The organism is Rheinheimera sp. 4Y26, assembly GCF_025245835.1.
GTDB lineage: Bacteria > Pseudomonadota > Gammaproteobacteria > Enterobacterales > Alteromonadaceae > Pararheinheimera.
The window spans coordinates 61,129-82,290 of the sequence record NZ_JAOBWS010000013.1 but is presented as its reverse complement, the minus strand read 5'-3'; the positions used below and the strand labels follow the sequence as shown (position 1 = coordinate 82,290).

The window sequence follows — 21,162 nt, the reverse complement described above, 5'->3', positions numbered from 1 at the left end:
GCAGAACAGCAGCCCGCACCGCTGCGGGCAATGGTTGGCATTGTGCGATAATTTTCAAAAATGTACAGCGTCTGAGGCAACAATTTGGCGCCACGCCTTGATTTTTGTCGAAAAAGCACCAGATCAGCGCTTTGACTTTGACAGAGTGGAGTTTGCTGATGGAAAAACTACTGGAACGACTGATTTATACCTCGCGCTGGATCATGGCACCTATCTATCTGGGATTAAGTCTGGTGTTACTGGCGCTTGGCATTAAATTTTTTCAGGAAGTTTTCCATATTTTGCCCAACATTTTCGCCATCAAAGAAGTGGATTTAATTCTGGTGGTGTTGTCACTGATTGATATTGCGCTGGTCGGTGGTTTAATTGTGATGGTGATGTTTTCCGGTTACGAAAACTTTGTATCGCGTCTGGATATCAATGACAACGACGAAAAACTGAGCTGGCTGGGTAAAGTGGATTCCGCTTCGTTGAAAAATAAAGTCGCTGCGTCCATTGTGGCAATTTCGTCTATTCATCTGCTGAAAATTTTTATGGACACCCGCAATATCCCAAATGACAAAATTATGTGGTATCTGCTGATCCACATTACTTTTGTGATGTCGGCTTTTGCCATGGGTTATCTCGACAAAATCATGAAAGATAAAGAGTAAAAACAACCTGTTGCTTGTGCCCGTCCTGTATCTGCTATACCCTTTGCTGAAAGTTTGACCAAGGCACAGCGAACAGCGCCACGAGTGGCTCAGGACGAGGTATAAGTTGCAGGGAACCGCATCAGCAAGCATCCATCAGTGCCGGCCGTGGCTGGCACCTGCTTATATCTTTACGATCTTCATTTTTATTCTGCTGTTCGTCAGTCCTGCCCTGTTGGCCGAAACCGGCCTGCCGCTGTTAAAAAACTACAAACCCAAAGACTACAACGCCGGCAGCCAGAACTGGGCTTTGTTACAAGACAACAGAGGCTTGATTTACAGTGGTAATAATGCCGGCGTGCTGGAATATGATGGCGTGTCGTGGCGCACTATCAGAACCGCTAATCAATCGGTGGTGCGTTCCATGGCTCTGGGGCCTGACGGCCGCATTTATATTGGCGCGAAGGCGGAACTGGGTTATCTGACTGCAGACAGTGATCAGCGGCAATATCATTCCTGGACCGACCGCATCGGCGCACAATACCGAAATTTTCAGGACGTGCGCCAAACCTTTTACAGCCCGCAAGGTGCTGTATTTGTCGCCCGCCAGCATATTTTTGTGATAAGCGACACTGATCTTCAGGTATTTCTGAGCCAGAGTCACTTTCAGCGCGCCTTTTTAGTCGGCACCCGTATTCTGGTGCAGGATGAAGCCCTGGGTCTGCTGGAATTGACAGATAAACAACTGGTACCTGTGCCACAAGCCGCCGCTTTGCGCGGTATGGCCATGCTGCTGGCTGAAGACTGGGGCGATAACCAGATTTTACTCGGCAGCAGAGCCCATGGTTTTTTTCTGCTGGGGCCGGATGGGGTGAAACCCTGGGCCACAGCGCTCAACAGCAGGTTAACCCAGGCGCTGATGTACAGCAGCACGCTTCTGAGCAACGGTTTATTGGCGATTGGCACCACCAGAGATGGCCTGTATTTACTGAACCGTCAGGGGGAGCTGGTTCAGCATCTGAATAAAAAGTCCGGTTTGTTCAACGATAACATCCGCGCTTTATATCAGGATCAGCAGCAGGGTTTGTGGCTGGCACTGGATCATGGCCTGGCACGGGTCGAAGTGTCGGCGGCGATTTCACAATACAATGATGTGCTTGGCCTCAAAGGTAATGTGTTGTCACTGGCACGTCATCAGCAGCAACTGTATGCCGGCACCAGTCAGGGGTTGTTTCTGCTTGAGCAGAGCAACCATGAAAGACCAAGGTTTGTGCCTGTGCCCGGCATCTTGCAGCAAACCTGGGATTTACTCAGTCTGGCACCACCTCAGCAAGCTCAGGCTGCCGGCGCAAAAACCGAAGCTGCAGAGTTAATAGCCGCCAGTAATGAAGGTATTTTTAGCCTGCACGGCAATCGCAGCAGGCTTTTATTTAAACCGCCGCTGCCGGCCAAAGTACTGACGCGCTCAATAACTGATCCCAACCGCATCTGGCTTGGTCTGCAAAATGGCCTCGCCAGCATGTATCTGCAGCAGGGACAGTGGCAGTTTGAAGGTCTGGTGCCGCAGATCAGTGGCACCATCAATACTGTGGTAGAAACGCCAGAGGGTGAACTTTGGCTTGGCACCCTTGGTCATGGTCTTTACCGGCTGCAACCCAAAGCAGTAGCGGACTCTGCCACGCCTCAACTGAATCAAGGTGCCCAAGCACCACCTGCATTCAACAGGCCCGTGCTGCTGGTCACCCAATTTTTGCAGGCATCCGGTTTACCCAGTAATAACCGTAATGAAGTGTCGATGCATCAAAACGCATTATTTATTGCCACTGTGGCCGGTTTATATCGTTTTAATTCAGAGCAGCAGCAGTTTTACCCTGACCCGCAATATCAGCAGCTGTTTAAAGAGCAGCCCTGGATCCGCTCTGCCAGTGCCGACAGCCAGCAGCGGTTATGGCTGTTAAGCTGGAATAATCAAACCGGCGAGCGCCAGGCGGGCGCTGCAGTACCTGTTACCGCCGATAGCGGCCAGAGCGGATTTTACTGGACCACAGCGCCTTTATATCCGCTGGCCGACACCCCGCTTGATGTGATTCTGGTCGACGCCGGGGATGTGCTGTGGTTTGGTGGAGCCGAAGGTTTATTCCGGCTCGATACCAAAGTGTTACAGCAGCAACAAGCCCCTCTGCCTGCCCCACTTTTAAGAAGGTTACTGATCAATCATGAGCAGCTGACCCGGCCTTTGTCGGGCAGAGTCACGCTTGAACCCTGGCAAAATAATCTGCGGTTTGAATATGCCATTCCGCGTTTTGGCGCTTCCGACAACCTGCAGTTCAGGGTCAAACTGACTGGTTTTACTGAACAATGGTCAGACTGGAGCAGCGAAAGTTACCGTGACTACACCAACCTGAGTCCGGGCAATTATCAGTTTCAGTTGCAATATAAAAATGCCTTTGGCGATATCAGCAGTGCAGACAATTTTCATTTTAAAATTCTCACCCCCTGGCAGCAAAGCTGGTGGGCAAAAAGCCTGGCCTTGTTGCTGCTGCTGGCGCTATTTGCCTGGTGGTTCAGACACCGACTGCAACAATCGCTCAGAGAACAACAACGGCTTACTGCACTTGTAGCCGAGCGCACTGCGCATCTGCAGCAAACCATGGCCGAGCTGTCGCAAGCCAAAAGCAAAGCTGAAGCAGCTGTGGTTGCCAAAAGTGAGTTTCTGGCCAATATGAGCCATGAAATCCGCACGCCCATGAACGCCATTATTGGTTTTTCCCAGTTAGCGCAAAACACCGAATCTTTTGCCGAGCAGCAATTGTACTTACATAAAATCAGTAACTCTGGAAAGATTTTATTAAGTATTATCAATGACATTCTTGACTTTTCCAAAGTAGAGGCCGGTAAGCTCGAGCTGGAAAAAGTGCGGTTTAAGCTCAGCGATTTATTGCAGCAGGTGCGGGATCTGTTTATCGAACAAAGCCGGCAAAAGAAGCTGGAACTGCAATTTAGTATCGACCCCAAATTACCTGAGCAGCTGCTCGGCGACCCGTTAAGGCTCAGTCAGGTGCTGATCAACCTGCTGGGTAATGCGGTGAAATTCACCGGCAGCGGTCTGGTTAAATTAACAGTGGACCAGGAACGCCGCCTGCCCACAGCAGCAACCGAAGCGCCGGAACAAACCGAAGGAAACGAAATCTGGCTGCATTTTGCCGTCACTGATACCGGTATCGGCTTAACCCAGCAACAATGTGAACAGCTGTTTCAGGCTTTTAGTCAGGCTGACAGCTCCACCAGCCGCAAATATGGCGGCACAGGTCTTGGCTTAAGTATTGCGCAGCGGCTGGTGCGGCTGATGGGCGGTAGTATCGAAGTTCAAAGCTCCGTGGGTGTTGGCAGCACCTTTAGTTTTGCCGTGCGCTGTTATCAGGCTGAACCTCAGATGGAACCTAAAGTGACGAAGGAAGCGTCAAAACCTTTATTGCCCAAAGCGGAAAAACAGCGGATTTTATTGGTTGAAGACAATAGTTATAACCAGACATTAGCGCGCATTATCTTGCAGCATGCCGGTTTTGACGTGGATATCGCCGACAATGGTGCTATTGCACTGGAAAAACTGGCCGAATCGACTTATCAGCTGATCCTGATGGATGTGCATATGCCGGTGATGGATGGTTACACAGCAACCCGCGCTATCCGCCTGGATGCACGCTGGCAACATTTACCTGTGATAGCGCTGACCGCCCATGCCACCGCCGATTTTCATCAGCAATGCCTGGACGCCGGTATGAATGACTTTGTCACTAAACCTATGGACGCCGCGCTCTTGCTGGAAAAACTGCAGCGCTGGTTATAAAAACTGTGCTGCTATCAGGCGCAGCCGTTGTGTTGAACCTCCGTAGCTTTGCCCTCAACTCTCCCTTCAGCCACTACTAAAAACACCTCAGCTTAAAAATGCGCTGAACCGCCAACAGCGCAGGTTTAAACACAGCAGTTGATCTGACGCAAAGTGATTGTTTTAAAAAAGAAAGAGAGCAGCAAAAACTTCAGCTACGCTTGGAAGGCTTCTATAAGAAAAGGTAGGACAGACGATGAAAACTTTTAAGTTACCGGGAAAACGAAAACTGCTGATCACCTCAGCTGTATTCGCAGCACTTTTTTCACAACCGCTGCTGGCAGAAGTCAAACTCAATGGTTTTGCTTCTATTCGTGGCACCTCAGTCTCCACAGATGGCGGCCTTGAACCCTTCCCGGGTTTTGAGGAAGGCGAGCTGTCATTTAAACCAGAATCTTTATTTGCCATTCAGGCGCAGGCTGATTTGGGAGAAGGTTTATCAGCCACAGTGCAGCTGTTTGGTGAGGGGCGCAACGACTTTGATATTGAAGCGCGCTGGGCGTATTTAAGCTATCAGCTCAACGATAGCCACAGGGTCAGTGCCGGTCGTTTTGCTAACCCGATATTCCATCAGTCGGAATATGAAAAAGTGGGTTATGCCCATAATTTCTCCAGGCTGCCCAAAGCTGTTTATATCGACTTTGAATTCAGTACCATCGAAGGTATTGCGCTGGACAGTCAGTTTAATCTGGGTGATTACAGCCTGGCCACTAAAGTGCTGTATGGCGGCTGGTCAGGTGAAGCATTCAGCGCTGTGACCAATAACTTTGTTGATTTTGGCATGGACAATATTTTCAGCGCCAATGCAACTTTGGCCGGCGACTGGTGGCAGTTATTCGGCGGCATTTTTGCCACTGAAATTGACGGCGCCAGCATCGACAACAGCACCATATTCCCGCTGGCTGCGCAGGGCATTGCCATGGCGCAAAATATGGGAGCCACCGGCGCTCAGGTCAATGACTTAAAATCCCGCATCGGCTGGGATGGCAAAGACGCTTTTTATTGGTTCAGTGGTTTTGCCATTGACTACAACAACTGGCTGCTGGATTTTGAGTATGTGGACTATGTGGTGAAAGACTCCACTGATGCCCCGAATCAATCCTGGTATCTGGCGCTAGGCCGGCGTTTTGACAATGTGGTGGTGACACTGCATACCGAAGATTATGCCCAGGATACTGATCACGACTTTTTAAACGGCGTGGCGCATCCGGTATTATTAGCCACAGGCAAAGGCATCAATAACGCTTTTGCCCAGCGCGAATTTGATGGCGTTGGCTTGTCAGTGCGTTACGATTTCCACCCAAGTGCGGCCATTAAACTGGATTATTTTAATGGTTCCGACACCCGCCCTGCCGTTGGTGATTACGAAATTCTGTCCTTTGGCGTTGATCTGGTGTTCTGAGGGGATAACCATGAAAAAAACTTTATTATTATCAGCCTTGCTGCTGAGCCAACTGGCCTTTGCTGAGGTGGCAGTGATTGTGCACCCATCCAACAACAATGCACTGGACGAGGCGACAGTGGCGAAAATTTTCCTTGGCCGGGAAAAATCTTTTGCCGATGGTAAATCTGTGGTGCCGGTTTCGCTCAGTGAAACAGCATCTGCCAGCAGTGCCTTTAACGACACAGTGCTGAAAAAATCGTCCAGTCAGCTTAAAGCCTATTGGTCCAAGCTGGTCTTTACCGGCAAAGGCACACCACCCAAAGAAATTACCAGTGATGAAGAAATGATCAAACTGGTGGCCACCAATCCGTCGCTGATTGGTTATGTCGATGCCAGCAAAGTGGATGCTTCGGTGAAAGTAGCGCTGAAGTTCTGATCTGCGGCGATCTTGCAGCAAAAAAGGAAAAAGGAGCTGAAAAGCTCCTTTTTTGTTCGTTGAACCGCCTTCAATCACAGCGCAGCCTGACGTCAGCCCAACCTTTTGTTAACCACAGACCTGATCCCGCCCCTGGGCTTTGGCTTGATATAACAGCGTATCGGCTCTGGATATCAGCTTATCGTAATGCAACAGGCCGGTATTCACAGCCACACCAAAACTGGCTGTGACTGTTAAACCAGGCGCCACGTCCTGCCATTCGAGCTGTGCCAGACCATGACGTAACCTTTCACAGACTTCGCGGCCTTGCTCCAGACTGGTTTGGGGTAACAATAAAGCAAATTCTTCACCGCCCCAGCGCGCCGAAATATCAATGTCACGACACTGTGCTTTAATCAGACCCGCCAGCCGTTTGAGTACCACATCGCCGGTCAGGTGGGAATAGGTGTCGTTAATACGTTTAAAATAATCAATATCAATTAATACCAGACAAAGTGGCTGTTGCAAACGTGCAGCCCTGGCAAATTCAGCCGCCAGTTGCTCATCAAAGGCCCTGCGGTTGGCAAGGCCGGTTAAACCATCTTCTCTGGCCTGCAAGGCAAATGCCTCGGCTTGCTGACGTAATTGTTCAGCCAAAGCCGATTTTTCAGTGACGACCTGACGAAGTTCTGTCGCCTGCTGCTGTAAAGCCGCAGTTTTTTCACTGACCTGCTGGCGCAGCCGCATTTCGTTATGGCGCACACTGAGCATTCGGGCGCGGTAGACAAGCACCAGCAGTAACAGCAAAGCCAAACCGACACTGACAATAAAATCGGTGCGCTGCCATAATCTTGGCTCAATCACAAACTCAAATTGTGCCGGCTCTGCCGACCAGTCACCGTCGGGATAGGCCGCACTGACCACAAAACGATAAGCGCCAGGCGCCAGGTTGGTATATTCCGCTACCTGCTGCGGGCCACGCTCGACCCAATGCTGATCAAAACCCAACAACTGAGTGCGGTATTGAATGCGGGTTGGCATCACGTAACTTAAACCGGCAAATTGCAGCGCAACACGGCGGGTGCCGGGCGGGAACCTTGCAGCAGAGCCAGCATAAAGTTGGCCATCGGCACTGATTTGCTGGACCACAACGGGCGGAGTTTTCACCACAAAATCGGCAAGTCTGGACGGCTCTACCATGGCCACCCCCTGTGAAGTGGCAAACCACAAAGCCCCACTGTTCAGTGCTGCCGCAGCCGGCATAGAACCACCATTACACTGAGCGCTCTGCATACCGTCACTTTCGCCATACAACTCGTAATTCACCAGTTTTGGCAGACTACCGTTGGTGATAGCCACAGCGTCCTGTTGCCTGATGCGCAGCACCCCTCTGTTGCTGCTGAGCCAGAAATACTGATCCTGCTCCGCCACTATGGCAAAAATTTTGTCAAACGGCAGGCCTTGCGCCAGACCCAGCTGTTTTATCACCTTGTTAGCGGCATCAAAACGCAGCAAGCCCCGGTCTGTTGCCAACCAGACATCAGCCGAATTTGCCGCCTGATAAAAACCAAACACATAATGCACATCGTCGTGTTGCTGTAACGCCAGGGGCTGGATTTTGCCATTTTCATACACTGCGCCACCGCTACCGGTGCCAATCCAGAGCCGGCCATCAGGCGACTGATGCAGTGCCGTAATAAACTCACCGGGCAATCCGTCGGCTACATGATAATGCTGCATCTGGCCATCTTTGAGCCGGGTTAAGCCGCCTGAACTGCCGATCCAGACGCTACCGTCGGCAAGCGGCAACAAGGCCCTGACCTCATTGGACACAAGGCCGTCTGCCCTGTCGTAATGTTCAATGATTTGATTGTTCCGATAACGCAGTACCCCTTCGGCGTAGCTGCCTACCCAGATATCGCCATCCTGCCCCTGCGCCAGACTGAGCGCAGACACAGGATTGCCATCAAGGCCAGGCACAGGGTCAATCTGTTGCCTCAGTACTCTATTCAGGCCATTGCTGGTCCCCACCCAAACTGAACCATCCTGATGCTGCAATATAGTTCGCACATAATTGTCGGCCAGCCCCTTGGCCGTAGTCAGATTGGTAAAAGGTGTATCACGCAGCCTTAACACCCCGCCATTGGTGCCAATCCAGATGCTGAGTTCTTTATCCTGCCACAGCGCCAGCACCCTGTTGTTGGGCAAACCTTCATTGACCGTCAGTTGCTCCAGACCTAAATCAGACAACCGCATCACACCGCGGTTAATGGTACCTATCCACAGGTGCTGTTGCTGATCCAGCATCAGAGTCGCAACAGCAATACCGGCCAGTTGCGGATGCAACGGCGCAAATCCGCTGCCGTCTTTCTTAAACACGCCCTGCTCGGTGCCAACCAGTAGCTCGCCGGCGGCCGTTTGTGCCAACGCAAAAACAGAGGTCAGAGGTAGGCCAGCATCAGTGGCAACCAGCGTAAACACAGGGTTTGGCATCTTTGGATCAAACCAATAGAGCCCCTGCTGAGTTGCCAGCCAAATCAAACCCTCTTTGTCTTGTAGCACACGGTAAATCACCGATGGGCGCAGGCCATCTTTTGCCGTAAATTGTGTGCGAATGCCGTCCTGTGACAACCGGAATAATCCACCGCCTTCGGTTGCCATCCATAAATCGCCCTGATGATCCCGCAGCAAATCGTTGATCAGCGTGCCTATTGCCGGCAAATGTTGCCATTGACCATCTTTGACCAGTGCCATACCGCCGCGGGAGCCACCCAATAATAAATCGCCATTGCTGGCCAGATGAAATGCGCGGATCCCCAGATCCGGCAAACCTGTTTCAGCGGTACGGCCAAATAAACTGAAATTACGGCCATCATAACGGGCAGCCCCTTCCCAGGTGGCAAACCATAAATAACCGTCATTGCTTTGGGTAATAGCGTTAATGGTATTGTGGGGTAAACCATCGCGGGTGGTCAGGCTTTCACGGAAATAGTCGGTAAGTGGCGTGGTGCGGGCCCAAACCTGAAAACTGCTCATCATCATAAGCAGAACTAAGCTAAATACACTGCGCCAAAATAACATCTGCTGACATCTGCACCTATCAACAACAAGGAAAGTTACGATAACGCAAAGCAGGGGCAAAGCGCAAAACAATAGCGTTAGTTGGGGTATTTTTGTGACTAAACAGTCAGATAACAACAGCGCTTTTTGCGATCTGCCGTCAAATAATGCTAAACGCAGCAGCAAAAGCGGCTCAGGCTGTGCCGCTTTTGCCCCCATCATGTAACGACAATAACCTTTGCCTGAGCCATAAACCGGCCGGTCCCAGTTTTTTCGTTTGATGTTGCCATAGCTCCAACTGCACAGGTAACAACGAAGGATCATCTTTAAGCTGCAGTCGGGTCAACTTGCAATCTGCCAGCGCGGGTTGCAAAACAGACTGCGGTAACCAGGCCCAGCCGAGATTTTGTTCAAGCAGCGCCAGCACGGCCATGTCGCCTTCCAGCCACCAGACCTGACCACAAATACGGCCGCGCTGGCGCTCCACACTTTCACCACGCCCTGTGACCATCAGTTGCCGATATTGCTGCAGATCAGCCACTGTAACTTCCCCAAGCTGCGCCAGCGGATGTTCAACCGACACAGCTGCGGCAAATTTCAGCTGCTGTAGTGGCCAGCGCAAAAATTGCGTGCCGGCCTGTTGTGGCTGAAAACATATGCCCAAATCCGCATCACCACTGTCGAGCAGTCGGGTTAAATCTTCCAGTAGCGGAAATAAAATCTGCAGCTCAAGCGCCGGAAACCGCTGTGCCAGCTCAGATAGCACAGGCGCCAGCCAGGGCAGCTGGCCTTCATCATCAACAGCCAGACACAAACGGCTTTCAACAGCGCCGGCCAAATCTGTGGCCAGCTCGCTCAGCTGCTGCATTTGCCGGCGCACCAGCCGCGCCTGCGCCACAATACGCTCACCGGCCTGCGTCAGCACTGGGTAACGGCTGCTGCGGTCAAACAGCTGCAGATTTAAATCAATTTCCAGTTCACTGATGGCATGACTGACAGCCGACTGCGCTTTATTGAGCTTTCGCGCCGCCGCCGAAAAAGACCCAGCCGCCACCACCGCCAACAAAATATCCAGCTGCTGCAAATTCATCTATCTGTTTTCCAGATGGGTTCTAACTTAGTTACCTACATAATCACAGATAGAATAAGCCACAGCAATACCACAGCATCAGGAACAACAACATGCACAGCCGCATTAACGCAAAATCAGCAGCGCATCATAGCAATGATGTAGTCGCTGCCCCGCCACTAAGCCGCAGCCGCAAAGACCGGCTCAGGATGGCACTGGGCTTTGAAGGCATAGGTTTACTGCTGTTGGTGCCGCTGAGCAGCCTGTTATTTGACAAGTCTGCAGTGACATTGGGCCTGTTGGCGGTGCTGATGTCGCTGCTAGCAACCTGGTGGAATTATCAGTTTAATCAGTGGTTTGACCGCTATTATTTAGCGCCCAAAGGCCGAAGTTATAAAACTGCGCCGGAGCGCCTTGGTCATGCAGTGCTGTTTGAGCTGGGTTTACTGGCGGTGTTTGTACCGCTCACGGCCTGGTATCTGGCAGTCAGTTTATGGCAGGCGTTGCTGCTGGATTTAGGTTTTATGCTGTTTTATCTGCTGTACGGTTATTTATACCACTGGGCTTATGATCTGCTGTTTCCTATCCCTTCGCGAGAGGCCGGCAGCTAGCACCTGAGTGGAGCGCTGCGGCCAGCTTTTGCTGACCGCAAGTTCAGGTTTGTTAGCTTTGCGCTAAACCGCCCCAGCACAGATGTTTAATTTCCAGATATTCCTCAATGCCATAGCGCGAGCCTTCCCGGCCAAGCCCCGACTCTTTGACCCCACCAAAAGGGATCACCTCAGTGGAAATGGCGGTTTCATTGATCCCCACCATGCCCACCTCCAGCGCTTCAGCCAACCGCCATAACCGGCCAATATCACTACTGTACAGATAAGCCGCCAGGCCAGCCGCACTCTGATTGGCAATGGCAATAGCCTGCTGCTCGGTATCAAAGGGCATGACAGCCGCCACAGGGCCAAAAATCTCCTGCTGCATCAGCTGCATTTCCTGAGTGACTTCTGTTAACAGCGTTGGCTGATAAAAACTTTCGCCAAGTGCTGAGCCCTGCCCGCCACAATTTAACCTGGCGCCCTTACTGATGGCGTCCTGCACCAAAGCCGATACTTTTTGCACTGCAGCCGTATTAATCAAAGGCCCAATCTGCACGCCGGGGGTCAGCGCATCGCCAAGCTTTAGCTGCTGAATTTCCTCTGATAACAAGCTGTTAAAGCGGTCATAGACAGAACGCTCCACATAAATGCGGTTAATACAAACACAGGTTTGGCCGGCATTACGAAACTTTGCTGCCATCACCCCGGCTACGGCTTTAGTTAAATCCGCATCGGCAAACACCAACACAGGTGCATTACCGCCAAGCTCCAGCGATAGCCTTTTTACCGTATCAGCACACTGGCGCATCAGTAATTTGCCAACCTGGGTTGAGCCGGTAAAAGTCAGCTTGCGAACCAGAGGGCTTTGGCACAACACCTGTGCCACAGCTGCAGCCTCAATGGTTGGCAGCAACTGCAATACCCCTGGCGGAAAACCGGCGCGCTGCGCAAGTTCGCCAAGCGCCAGCGCCGTCAGTGGTGTCAGCTCTGAAGGTTTTAAAATCACAGCGCAGCCGGCAGCCAAAGCAGGAGCAAGTTTGCGGGTGACCATAGCGGCCGGAAAATTCCAGGGGGTAATGGCGGCCACCACTCCAACCGGCTGTTTGATGGTGAGCAGCCTTCTGCCACGGGCTGTGCTTGGGATCAGATCGCCGTACAGCCTTTTTGCTTCTTCGGCAAACCACTCAATAAAACTGGCGGCATAAAGTATTTCAGCCTTGGCTTCACTCAGCGGTTTGCCTTGCTCAGTGGCTAAAATCAGCGCTAAGTCATCCTGATGTTCAAGCACCAGCCGGTACCAGCTTTTTAATAATAAAGCGCGCTCAGAGGCGAGTTGTTGCTGCCACAACGCCTGCGCCTGCACCGCATGCCAAATAGCCTGCTCAGCATCAAGAGCTGTCGCCGAGCTCACGCTGGCAACTGCCAACGCATTGGCAGGGTTACTGACGACAAAACTATTCACAGCGCTATTTACCGCATTGCCGTGCCCCTGTTGCCAGACACCATTGAGTAATAAGCCGGTTTTTAATAACGAAGGATCAGCAAGTTGCATCACAAATACCATCCACAATAAACACCAGGGGCCAGAGTATAACCAAAAGCGCGGCCGCAAACGCGACGGCTTTTATGCAAAACCGTTTTTAGCGCAATTGCTAAAAAACTGGCAGCAAAAGCCTAAGTACTTGTCGCAAATTTAAGCTTTGAATTGGAGAAATTTTCAATACAAGCCAATACTTGCGTCAAGAAAATACAACACAGGGAGACGCAGATGAACCTGCACAGTATCAGAGTAAAAAGCACAGTTCCTATGGTGCTGTTGGCTTTCACCTTAGTGGTGGTCGTGGCGATGTTCAGTTATTTATCGGCCATGCAAAAAAGTGCGCTGGACGCTCAGGCCAATAATTTTCTTAAAGCCATTTCTTTAGTACTCAACGCCGACCGCGATTTGTATCAGGCCAAACTTGCTACCACCTATGCACTGAATAAAGTTGGTGATATTGCCGCGCAGCAGCAGGACGCCCGAGAAAATGCCGCTCAGGTTAAACAACGTTTTGCCGACTATTTAAAGCATCTGGCACAGTACCCTGACATCAGGGGCGAATTTGCCGGTTTTGACAACCAGTTTAACCAGTGGCAACAAGCCAGCGAACAATTGCTCAGCGCCGCCGGCAATGGCGCAGATACAACGCTGCTACTCAGTGATGAAGAACAAAAGTTTGGCTCTTTGCGTGATGTACTGGATAAAGCCGGTGAAGCTGCGCTCAATAAGTCCATCAGCGAACAACAAGTGTTAAGCAGCGCCATCAACCGTTTTCAAACCCTGGCTTATGGTATTTCAGCGCTGATTTTACTGATAGCCGGCTGGTTCAGTTATCAGATCCCGCGCCAGTTAACCTCACAAATTAACTTTTTAACCCGCCGTATTCACGAAATCGCCTCTGGCGAAGGGGATCTAACCGCCCGGCTGAATGTGCAAAGCAAAGACGAATTTGCCGAGCTTGCCCACGAATTTAACGCTTTTGTTGCCAACCTGTGCCAGCTGATTGCCTCGGTATTAAAACAAGCTGGCCAATTGAGTGAACTGACCGAACATTTGTCAGCATCAGCGTCCAGCACCAAAGACATTACCAATTCATTAAATACCGCCTCAGACACTATTGTCAGCGCCGTGCATGAAATGACTATTGCCAACAAAGAGATGGCCAATGTGGCCACCAGCTCGGCGCAGGAGGCCGAAGCCGCCAGCCGCAATGCCGAACAGGGTTTAACAGTGGTGAATAATGTCAACGACAGCATGCAGGCACTTTCCAGTGATGTAGACACTGCGCTTGAAAGTTCGGCTGAACTGCAAAACAGCTCGGCTAATATTGCCTCTGTGCTGGATGTGATTCGCGCTATTGCCGAACAAACCAATTTGCTGGCGCTCAATGCCGCCATAGAGGCAGCAAGGGCCGGTGAACAGGGCCGTGGCTTTGCGGTGGTGGCCGATGAAGTCCGCACTCTGGCGTCGCGCACCCAACAAAGTACCAACCATATTCAGGAAATGATTCAAAAACTGCAAAGCCGGGTGAATGAAGCCTCTGGCGCCATTCAAAGCAGTAAAGAAAATGCCGACCGCACCCTGGCATTTTTTGCCAAAGCTGATGAAGTGTTCCATCAGCTGCAACAATCATCACGCCGTGTCAACGATATGGCTACCCAAACAGCGGCCGCCACCGAAGAGCAAAGTCTGGTATCGGAAGAAATTACCAAAAACCTGTATGCGCTGAACGATCAGGCGGTGGCCGCCGGTGGTATAGCACAAAAAAACGAACAGTTGTCGATGCAAATCAGGCAGTTATCGGATGCGCTTTTTGGTCTGGTTGGTCGTTTTAAAGTGAACTAAACACCACAAAACCAATCATGCTAAAACAACAATGCCAGCATAAGCTGGCATTGTTTTTGGTTGCACGTTGCGACTTAAAAACGGTTTAATCCGGCTTTTTCGACACACCAACCATGGCCGGGCGTAATAAACGGCCGTTCAGTTCATAACCTTTTTGCATCACAAACATGACGGTGTTTGGTTCCAGCTCAGCGCTTGGCTGAATTGACATGGCCTGGTGGAATTCAGGGTTAAATGGCTGACCCTGTGGATCAATCTGCTGCACACCATATTTACCCACTGTGTCGAGCAAACCTTTTAACGTCAGTTCCACCCCTTCAGCCAGCGCTTTCACCGCTTCATTGGCCGGATCGATAAAACCTAAAGAACGCTCAAGGTTGTCCAGCACAGGTAATAAATCACCGGCAAATTTTTCCAGTGCAAATTTATGGGCTTTTTCCACATCCATGGCCGCGCGGCGTTTGGTGTTTTCCGCATCAGCTTTTACCCGCAACGCCAAATCCTGTTGATCGGCAGCATGGGCACGGGCGGCCGCTAATTCTGCTTCCAGCTTGGCAATCACTGCCTGCTCACCCGATAATTCCACTGTATCAGTGGCTTGGGTGGTTGCGTTTTCAGCCTGTGGCTCGTTATGTACCTTTTCTTGCTCGCTCATCTGTTCTTCACTCCAAACTTGGTGCGGCTATTATGGGGATTGTCACGCCCGATTCAAGTGCTTTGATAATTGTTGGCCACAGGCTTCCACCAGCGGGATCAGTCTGGCGTAGTTCATCCTTCTTGGGCCTAATAAAGCTAAAAATCGTTGTGGATCAGCCTGATACCTGACAGTAATCACACTGACATTATAAAGTTGTGCTATGCCCGACTCTTTACCCAAAATAAGTTTGGTATTGTTGTCGGTGGCCAGCGGTTGTAATAACTGCATCAGGCAAGCGGGTTGCTCCAGCAATTGCACCACCTGCTGTAACGCCGGATCTTTAAGCGATTCAGCCGCTTGCAGTAAATGATGCTGACCAAATACCAGCGGCTGATTTTGCTGCAGCTCATCCAGACTTAATTGCGCCATCACATCTTTTAATAAAGCCGCTATGGTTTCATCTTCGGTTTTCAGCATCAGGCTCAGTCTGGAGATACCGTCCAGCCATTGCTGATGACAAAGTGCGGCATTGAGTAAACACAAACTGCGGCTTAAGGTGTTGGCATTGATGCCCTGTGGTTGCCATAACACCCGGTGCAGAATGTCACCTTCTTCATCAATAACCACCAGCAGCAGTCTGTCGGGGGCCAGACGCACTAAATCAACCTGACGGATCACCCGGCCTGCCGCTTTGGGCGCACTAAAAATGCTGACCAAACCTGTCAGGTTGGCCAATAACTGGCCGGCTTTCTGGCACAACAGCGACACCGGCAACTGCGGCACCAGATGCTGCTGGATGTCATTAAGCCAACGCGAGGGTAAAGGCTCCAGCTGCAGCATTTTGTCGATAAAAAGCCGGATCCCCTGCGTGGTTGGAATACGGCCGGCAGAAGTATGAGGCGAACGGATCAGCCCCAGCTGTTCCAGCTGCACCATACTGTTGCGCACAGTGGCTGAACTCACCTGCAAAGCGGCGTTTTCTGCGATCAACTTCGACGATACCGGCGAACCATCCGCCAGATACTGCTCTACGATGAGTTTTAAAATAAGCTCTGACCGACTCAGCCCTGCCGTCATACTGCCACCTGTTGATGAATACCTGCATATAGTGGGGACTTACCACAAAAAAACAACCATCAGCACAAAACTAACGCAACCGTCAGCCAGACTCTGGTACAGCGCCATCACACTTTGTATACTCAAGCCAAATCTTCGCTGGATCAATAAGCTATGAGCCATGCTTTTCGCACTATCGGCCTGATTGGCAAACCCAATCATCAGGGCGCCAATCACACCCTGGTCAGTTTGTACCATTTTCTCAAACAATATCAACTGCAGGTTTATGTCGAAGAAAAGGTGGCGGGTTCATTAGGTTTAGCTGAAGTACAGGCGATGGATCTGGTAGACCTTGGCAAAAATTGTGATTTGGCAATAGTGGTGGGTGGTGACGGCAATATGCTGGGCGCTGCACGGGTGCTGGCACGTTTTGGCGTGGCAGTGCTTGGGGTGAACCGCGGCAATTTAGGTTTTTTAACCGACTTATCACCGGAAAGTTTTCAGGTGCCACTGGCCGAAGTGCTGGCCGGTAATTATGTCAACGAACACCGCAACCTGCTGGAAATTGAAGTACATCGCCACGACAGCATTAAAAGCAGCAACAGCGCCGTCAATGAAGCTGTACTGCATGCTGACAAAGTGGCGCATATGATTGAATTTGAAGCCTATATTAATGGCGAATTTGTGTTTAGCCAGCGCTCGGATGGTCTGATTGTCAGCACACCAACAGGCTCTACCGCTTATTCATTATCCGGTGGCGGCCCTATTTTAACGCCTGAGCTCGATGCCATGAGTTTAGTGCCGATGTTCCCCCATACCTTAAGCAGCCGGCCCTTAGTGGTGTCAGGCACCAGCGAAATCCGGCTCAAAGTGGCACCAAGTAACGACGCCCATCTGCAAATCAGCTGCGACAGCCATGTCATTCTGGCGGTGATGCCGGGGGACGAAATTGTGATCCGCAAACACCCTAAACCACTGAAACTGGTACATCCGCCGGGTTACAGTTATTTTAACGTGCTGCGCAATAAGTTAGGCTGGGGCTCCAAACTCTATTAAATCAGCAGCTTCCTGCATGGAAGCTGCGGTTATAGCCCCGTGACATTAAAATTTTTTCCGCTTTGACTTGTCAGTTTTAAAATTACTGTATAAATTCACAGTTATTCATTTTAACTGTGATTGATAACTACAGGCCGCATCATGCTTACCCATCTTCATATCAGCAACTTTGCGATTGTCCGTGCACTGGAAATTGAATGGCAACCCGGTATGACCACCATCACAGGTGAAACCGGTGCCGGTAAATCTATTTCACTGGATGCCCTGGCTTTGTGCCTGGGTGAGCGTGCCGATGGTTTTGTCGTACGCCCTGGTGCCGATAAGGCCGATTTAGTCGCCACCTTTGACATCAGCAAGCTGCCTGCAGCACAACATTGGCTGGCTCAGCAAGATTTAGCCATGGGGAATGAATGTATAGTTCGCCGCGTGGTAGGCAGCGAAGGCCGCTCCCGTGGTTATATCAATGGCGTGCAGGTGCCGGCACAACAATTAAAAAGTCTGGGTCAGTTATTACTGAGCATTCACGGCCAGCATGCCCACCAGTTATTGCTGAAATCTGAGCATCAACGTCAGCTGCTGGATGCTTTTGCTGATCATCCAACCTTATTGCAGGCAGTCAAACAACACTGGAAAGACTGGCAGCAGCTGAAGCAGGAATATCAGCAGTTGCTCACCTCACAACAGCAGCGCGAAGCACAGCGCCAATTGCTGGAATATCAGGTGGCAGAGCTTGACCAGTTTGCCCCGCAACAAGACGAATTTGCCGAACTTGAAACAGAGCATCAGCGGTTAAGCCACAGCGCCGGTTTAATTGCCGCCAGTCAGCAAGGGCTGGAGCTTTTGACAGAGTGTGAAGAAGGCAACGCATTAAGTTTATTAAAACAAGCCAGCTATCTGCTGGGCGATGCCAGCCAAATCGACAGCAAACTCGCTGGCATAGAACAAATGCTTCAGGAAGCCCTGGTGCAGGTGGAAGAAGCCAGCCGCGAGCTGCGCCGTTACGGCGAAAAAGTAGAAGTAGACCCTGAGCGTTTAAATGACATTGATGAGCGGTTAAGTCAGTGGCTGACGTTAAGCCGTAAACATCAGATCCCAAATGACCAGCTGTTTTTGCACCATCAGCATCTAGCGCAGCAACTGCAACAACTGGCCGGTGATGACGATAGACTGGCTGAGCTGGAATTAGCCATAGCCCGGGCAGCGCGCAGCTACAGCGAAGCGGCCGACAAACTCAGTCAGCAGCGGCAACAGGCCGCATTGGAACTGAGCCATAAAATTGAGCGCAGCATGGCTGAACTCAGTATGCACAATGCCCGTTTTGAAATCATGCTGCAGCAACTGCCGCTGGATAAAGCCAACGCCCTGGGCTGCGACCATATCGAGTTTTTGGTCAGCACCAACCCGGGTCAGCCGCTGCAAGCGATGCACAAAGTCGCATCAGGCGGAGAATTATCCCGCATCAGCCTGGCTGTTCAGGTGATCCTGGCCGATAAAGTCACCACCCCCACCTTAATTTTTGATGAAGTGGACGTTGGCATCAGCGGCCCTGTGGCTGCTGGCGTTGGCCGTTTATTGCGTCAGCTGGGGGCTGCTACTCAGGTGATTTGTGTCACCCACTTACCACAAGTGGCGAGCCAGGGTCACCAGCAAATGTTTGTCGAAAAATATACCGACGGTGTGCATACCGAAACGCGGATGCGTACTTTACAGGACGATGAACGGGTGCAGGAAATTGCCCGTTTGTTGGCCGGTGAAAATGTCAGTGCCAGCGCAATTGCCAATGCCCGCGAACTTTTATGTACTCCCTGAGTCAGATGGAGGGTTTAATCTCCCCCCATGCTTGCGGTATGATGCAGGCCTTACTAAAAAAAATGAAGAGTGTTATGGCAGCTGTATTCTCAAAATCAATCAGCAAATGGCTGGTTGCCGCCTGTTGTGCCCTGTCAATGTCGGCCTGCAGCAATTGGATTTACCGGATTGATGTGCCACAAGGCAACTTTCTGGAACAAAAAGACATTGATAAATTACGTATTGCAATGACCAAAGAGCAAGTGCAGTTTGTGCTTGGTAACCCGGTGGCCGAAAACAGCTTTGACGATAACGTTTGGCACTATTTTTACTCACTGAAAAGCGGCAATGGTAAACGTGATTTTGAAAAACAACTGGTGTTAAATTTCGAAGATAACAAGCTGGTCAAAATGACCGGTGATTTTGAAGTACCAAAAGATTTTAATACACCATTAGACCAATAACAGAAACAGCATTAGTTTCACGCTGAGTTTGCTGTTAATTGGAACTCAAGCACCAAACGAAGCCTGGATATAAGCCGGTCAAAAGTGCAAATACCTTGCTTGCGCAACAAACAACAAAGGACATCTCTGATGTCCTTTTTGTTTATCCGTGCTTGTTGCCTGCCCGATGCCGGTCGGATAGCGGGTTTGATGATGAAGCTGATGCTGCCAGCCACTCAGCAGCAACAAAGACAAGCTTTGCCCGCAATTTAATGCTCAATCGTCCTGATGATGCTGTTGCGGCCGGCCACCTGTGGTCTTATCAGCTCTGCCTTCTTCTTTCGCTTTTTCGGCGCGGCGTCTGCGCATATCTTTTGGATCGGCAATCAGAGGCCGGTAAATTTCAATCCGATCGCCGGCTCTTACCCGCTCATCCAGTTTAACGGTACGACTCCAGATCCCGACTTTATTTTTACTCAGATCAATTTCAGGGTGCGTCTTTAAAATGCCACTGTATTCAATTACTTGTTGCACAGTGCTGTCTACAGCTACCGTCAAACTCAACAAACTTTGCCGCTGCGGCAAGGCATAGGCCACTTCAACTGCAATCTGATCAGCCATATTGTTCTCCATACACCTGTTTGGCACGCTGAGTAAAAGCCTGCACCATCGCCATCGTTAGTTCATTAAAAATTTTGCCAAAAGCAAATTCCACCAACTTGCTGGAAAACTCAAACTCCAGCGCCAGCACCACTTTGCAGGCATCGTCACTTAACGGAATAAACTGCCAACCGCCCCGCAAAAACTTAAAAGGCCCATCAACTAACTGCATATCCAAACGGCTGTACGGCACCAGCGTATTACGGGTGGTAAAACTTTTGCTGATGCCGGCTTTAGACACCTGCAAACTGGCGGTTTGAATATTTCCATCAAAGGAAAGCACCTGAGCGGCACTACAACCTGGCAAAAACTGCGGGTAGGACGGCACATCGGTCACCAGCTCAAACATCTGCTGGCAGCTATAAAAAACCAACGCGCTGCGTTCAATTTGTGGCATACTCACTCCCCTGAATCAGGTCGGCGATTGTAGCAGAATCTGCACCTGTAACAAGTTTCAACGCCATGGCTCTCCCCTTTTCGCCATGTCGCACTTTCAAGCGCATTTTGAGCAAGCATGAGTAAAAAATCGAATAAAACCAATACAGGTGGCACCATTGCTACCAACAGAAAAGCCAGGCACGACTATTTTCTGCAGGACCGTTTTGAAGGCGGTATGGCATTGCAGGGCTGGGAAATTAAAAGTATTCGCCAGGGCAAAGCCAATCTGACTGACTCTTATGTCATCCTGAAAAATGGCGAAGCTTATTTATTTGGCGCTGTGATTACCCCACTAAACAGTGCGTCCAGCCATGTGGTGTGCGACCCCGAGCGCTCGCGCAAATTACTGCTGAACAAGCGCGAACTGAACAAACTGATTGGTGCGGTAGAGCGCGACGGTTTTACCCTGATAGCAACGTCCATGTACTGGAAAGGCCCCTGGGTGAAACTGGAATTTTATCTCGCCAAGGGTAAACGTGAATTTGATAAACGCGACGATATTAAAGACCGCGACTGGTCACGCGAAAAAGAACGGATGATGAAACACAGCAAACGCTAAAATTTTTTCTTTTGGCGCTTGAAACTGGCGAAACAATCGCCATTTAGTAAATAAGGCGCCGGATAAAGCAGCAAAGCATCAAAGCATTGCTTGCCGCTACC

General features: G+C 50.6%; 18 protein-coding genes. 11 read left to right on the top strand and 7 right to left on the bottom strand.

The genetic code is table 11. The features are described from left to right. Positions 1-158 precede the first annotated feature (158 nt). The 4 genes from N3Z11_RS15255 to N3Z11_RS15240 all read left to right on the top strand — a co-directional run bounded on the left by N3Z11_RS15255 (position 159) and on the right by N3Z11_RS15240 (position 6,338). Complete coding sequence (locus tag N3Z11_RS15255; protein ID WP_260658062.1) at positions 159-653, top strand: TIGR00645 family protein; 495 nt, start codon at positions 159-161, stop codon at positions 651-653. 106 nt (positions 654-759) lie between these two features. Beyond that, positions 760-4,479: a hybrid sensor histidine kinase/response regulator gene (locus N3Z11_RS15250; protein WP_260658061.1), complete on the top strand. Its 3,720-nt coding sequence runs from the start codon at positions 760-762 to the stop codon at positions 4,477-4,479. Between the two features lie 235 nt (positions 4,480-4,714). Continuing rightward, entirely contained in the window at positions 4,715-5,920 is a 1,206-nt protein-coding gene (locus tag N3Z11_RS15245) for a hypothetical protein (protein ID WP_260658060.1), read from the top strand. Positions 5,921-5,930: 10 nt separating this feature from the next. Next, positions 5,931-6,338 carry a phosphate ABC transporter substrate-binding protein gene (locus N3Z11_RS15240; protein WP_260658059.1) on the top strand — a complete coding sequence of 136 codons (408 nt, stop codon included), beginning with the start codon at positions 5,931-5,933 and terminating at the stop codon, positions 6,336-6,338. Positions 6,339-6,446: 108 nt separating this feature from the next. Here the strand turns inward: N3Z11_RS15240 and N3Z11_RS15235 are convergent, their stop codons facing one another. Together N3Z11_RS15235 and N3Z11_RS15230 are read right to left on the bottom strand one after the other, a co-directional pair. After that, positions 6,447-9,359: a diguanylate cyclase gene (locus N3Z11_RS15235; RefSeq protein WP_260658058.1), complete on the bottom strand. Its 2,913-nt coding sequence runs from the start codon at positions 9,357-9,359 to the stop codon at positions 6,447-6,449. A gap of 211 nt (positions 9,360-9,570) precedes the next feature. Beyond that, positions 9,571-10,467, bottom strand: coding sequence for a LysR family transcriptional regulator (locus N3Z11_RS15230; RefSeq protein WP_260658057.1), 897 nt, complete (start codon positions 10,465-10,467; stop codon positions 9,571-9,573). A gap of 92 nt (positions 10,468-10,559) precedes the next feature. Here N3Z11_RS15230 and N3Z11_RS15225 point away from each other — a divergent pair, with 92 nt between their 5' ends. Beyond that, entirely contained in the window at positions 10,560-11,057 is a 498-nt protein-coding gene (locus tag N3Z11_RS15225) for a PACE efflux transporter (RefSeq protein WP_260658056.1), read from the top strand. A 52-nt stretch (positions 11,058-11,109) separates the two neighbouring features. Here N3Z11_RS15225 and N3Z11_RS15220 read toward each other — a convergent pair whose 3' ends face one another. Beyond that, positions 11,110-12,591 carry an NAD-dependent succinate-semialdehyde dehydrogenase gene (locus N3Z11_RS15220; protein WP_260658055.1) on the bottom strand — a complete coding sequence of 494 codons (1,482 nt, stop codon included), beginning with the start codon at positions 12,589-12,591 and terminating at the stop codon, positions 11,110-11,112. A gap of 216 nt (positions 12,592-12,807) precedes the next feature. Here N3Z11_RS15220 and N3Z11_RS15215 point away from each other — a divergent pair, with 216 nt between their 5' ends. Continuing rightward, positions 12,808-14,424, top strand: coding sequence for a methyl-accepting chemotaxis protein (locus N3Z11_RS15215; protein ID WP_260658054.1), 1,617 nt, complete (start codon positions 12,808-12,810; stop codon positions 14,422-14,424). Between the two features lie 85 nt (positions 14,425-14,509). Here N3Z11_RS15215 and grpE read toward each other — a convergent pair whose 3' ends face one another. Both grpE and hrcA read right to left on the bottom strand, forming a co-directional pair. After that, positions 14,510-15,079, bottom strand: a complete 570-nt coding sequence (gene grpE, locus N3Z11_RS15210; RefSeq protein WP_260658053.1) for a nucleotide exchange factor GrpE — start codon at positions 15,077-15,079, stop codon at positions 14,510-14,512. Between the two features lie 42 nt (positions 15,080-15,121). Further along, on the bottom strand, positions 15,122-16,138 hold the full coding sequence (gene hrcA, locus N3Z11_RS15205; protein ID WP_260658052.1) for a heat-inducible transcriptional repressor HrcA: 1,017 nt from the start codon (positions 16,136-16,138) through the stop codon (positions 15,122-15,124). A 153-nt stretch (positions 16,139-16,291) separates the two neighbouring features. On the opposite strand from hrcA, the gene nadK reads away from it, so the two are divergent. The 4 genes from nadK (at position 16,292) to N3Z11_RS15185 (ending at position 19,677) form a co-directional block, all read left to right on the top strand. Next, positions 16,292-17,173 (top strand): NAD(+) kinase, encoded by an 882-nt coding sequence (gene nadK, locus N3Z11_RS15200; protein WP_260658051.1) that lies wholly within the window; start codon positions 16,292-16,294, stop codon positions 17,171-17,173. 141 nt (positions 17,174-17,314) lie between these two features. Further along, positions 17,315-18,982 carry a DNA repair protein RecN gene (gene recN, locus N3Z11_RS15195; RefSeq protein ID WP_260658050.1) on the top strand — a complete coding sequence of 556 codons (1,668 nt, stop codon included), beginning with the start codon at positions 17,315-17,317 and terminating at the stop codon, positions 18,980-18,982. A 74-nt stretch (positions 18,983-19,056) separates the two neighbouring features. Beyond that, entirely contained in the window at positions 19,057-19,425 is a 369-nt protein-coding gene (locus N3Z11_RS15190) for an outer membrane protein assembly factor BamE (RefSeq protein WP_260658049.1), read from the top strand. A 129-nt stretch (positions 19,426-19,554) separates the two neighbouring features. Next, on the top strand, positions 19,555-19,677 hold the full coding sequence (locus N3Z11_RS15185) for a hypothetical protein (RefSeq protein ID WP_260658048.1): 123 nt from the start codon (positions 19,555-19,557) through the stop codon (positions 19,675-19,677). Between the two features lie 3 nt (positions 19,678-19,680). Here N3Z11_RS15185 and N3Z11_RS15180 read toward each other — a convergent pair whose 3' ends face one another. Both N3Z11_RS15180 and N3Z11_RS15175 read right to left on the bottom strand, forming a co-directional pair. Next, positions 19,681-20,025: an RnfH family protein gene (locus tag N3Z11_RS15180; RefSeq protein ID WP_260658047.1), complete on the bottom strand. Its 345-nt coding sequence runs from the start codon at positions 20,023-20,025 to the stop codon at positions 19,681-19,683. Next, positions 20,018-20,461 carry a type II toxin-antitoxin system RatA family toxin gene (locus N3Z11_RS15175; protein WP_260658046.1) on the bottom strand — a complete coding sequence of 148 codons (444 nt, stop codon included), beginning with the start codon at positions 20,459-20,461 and terminating at the stop codon, positions 20,018-20,020. Before N3Z11_RS15175 ends, N3Z11_RS15180 begins: the two co-directional genes overlap by 8 nt. A gap of 117 nt (positions 20,462-20,578) precedes the next feature. On the opposite strand from N3Z11_RS15175, the gene smpB reads away from it, so the two are divergent. Then, a complete protein-coding gene (gene smpB / locus N3Z11_RS15170) occupies positions 20,579-21,061 on the top strand; it encodes an SsrA-binding protein SmpB (protein ID WP_260658045.1) in 483 nt (160 codons plus the stop codon). Positions 21,062-21,162 lie beyond the last annotated feature (101 nt).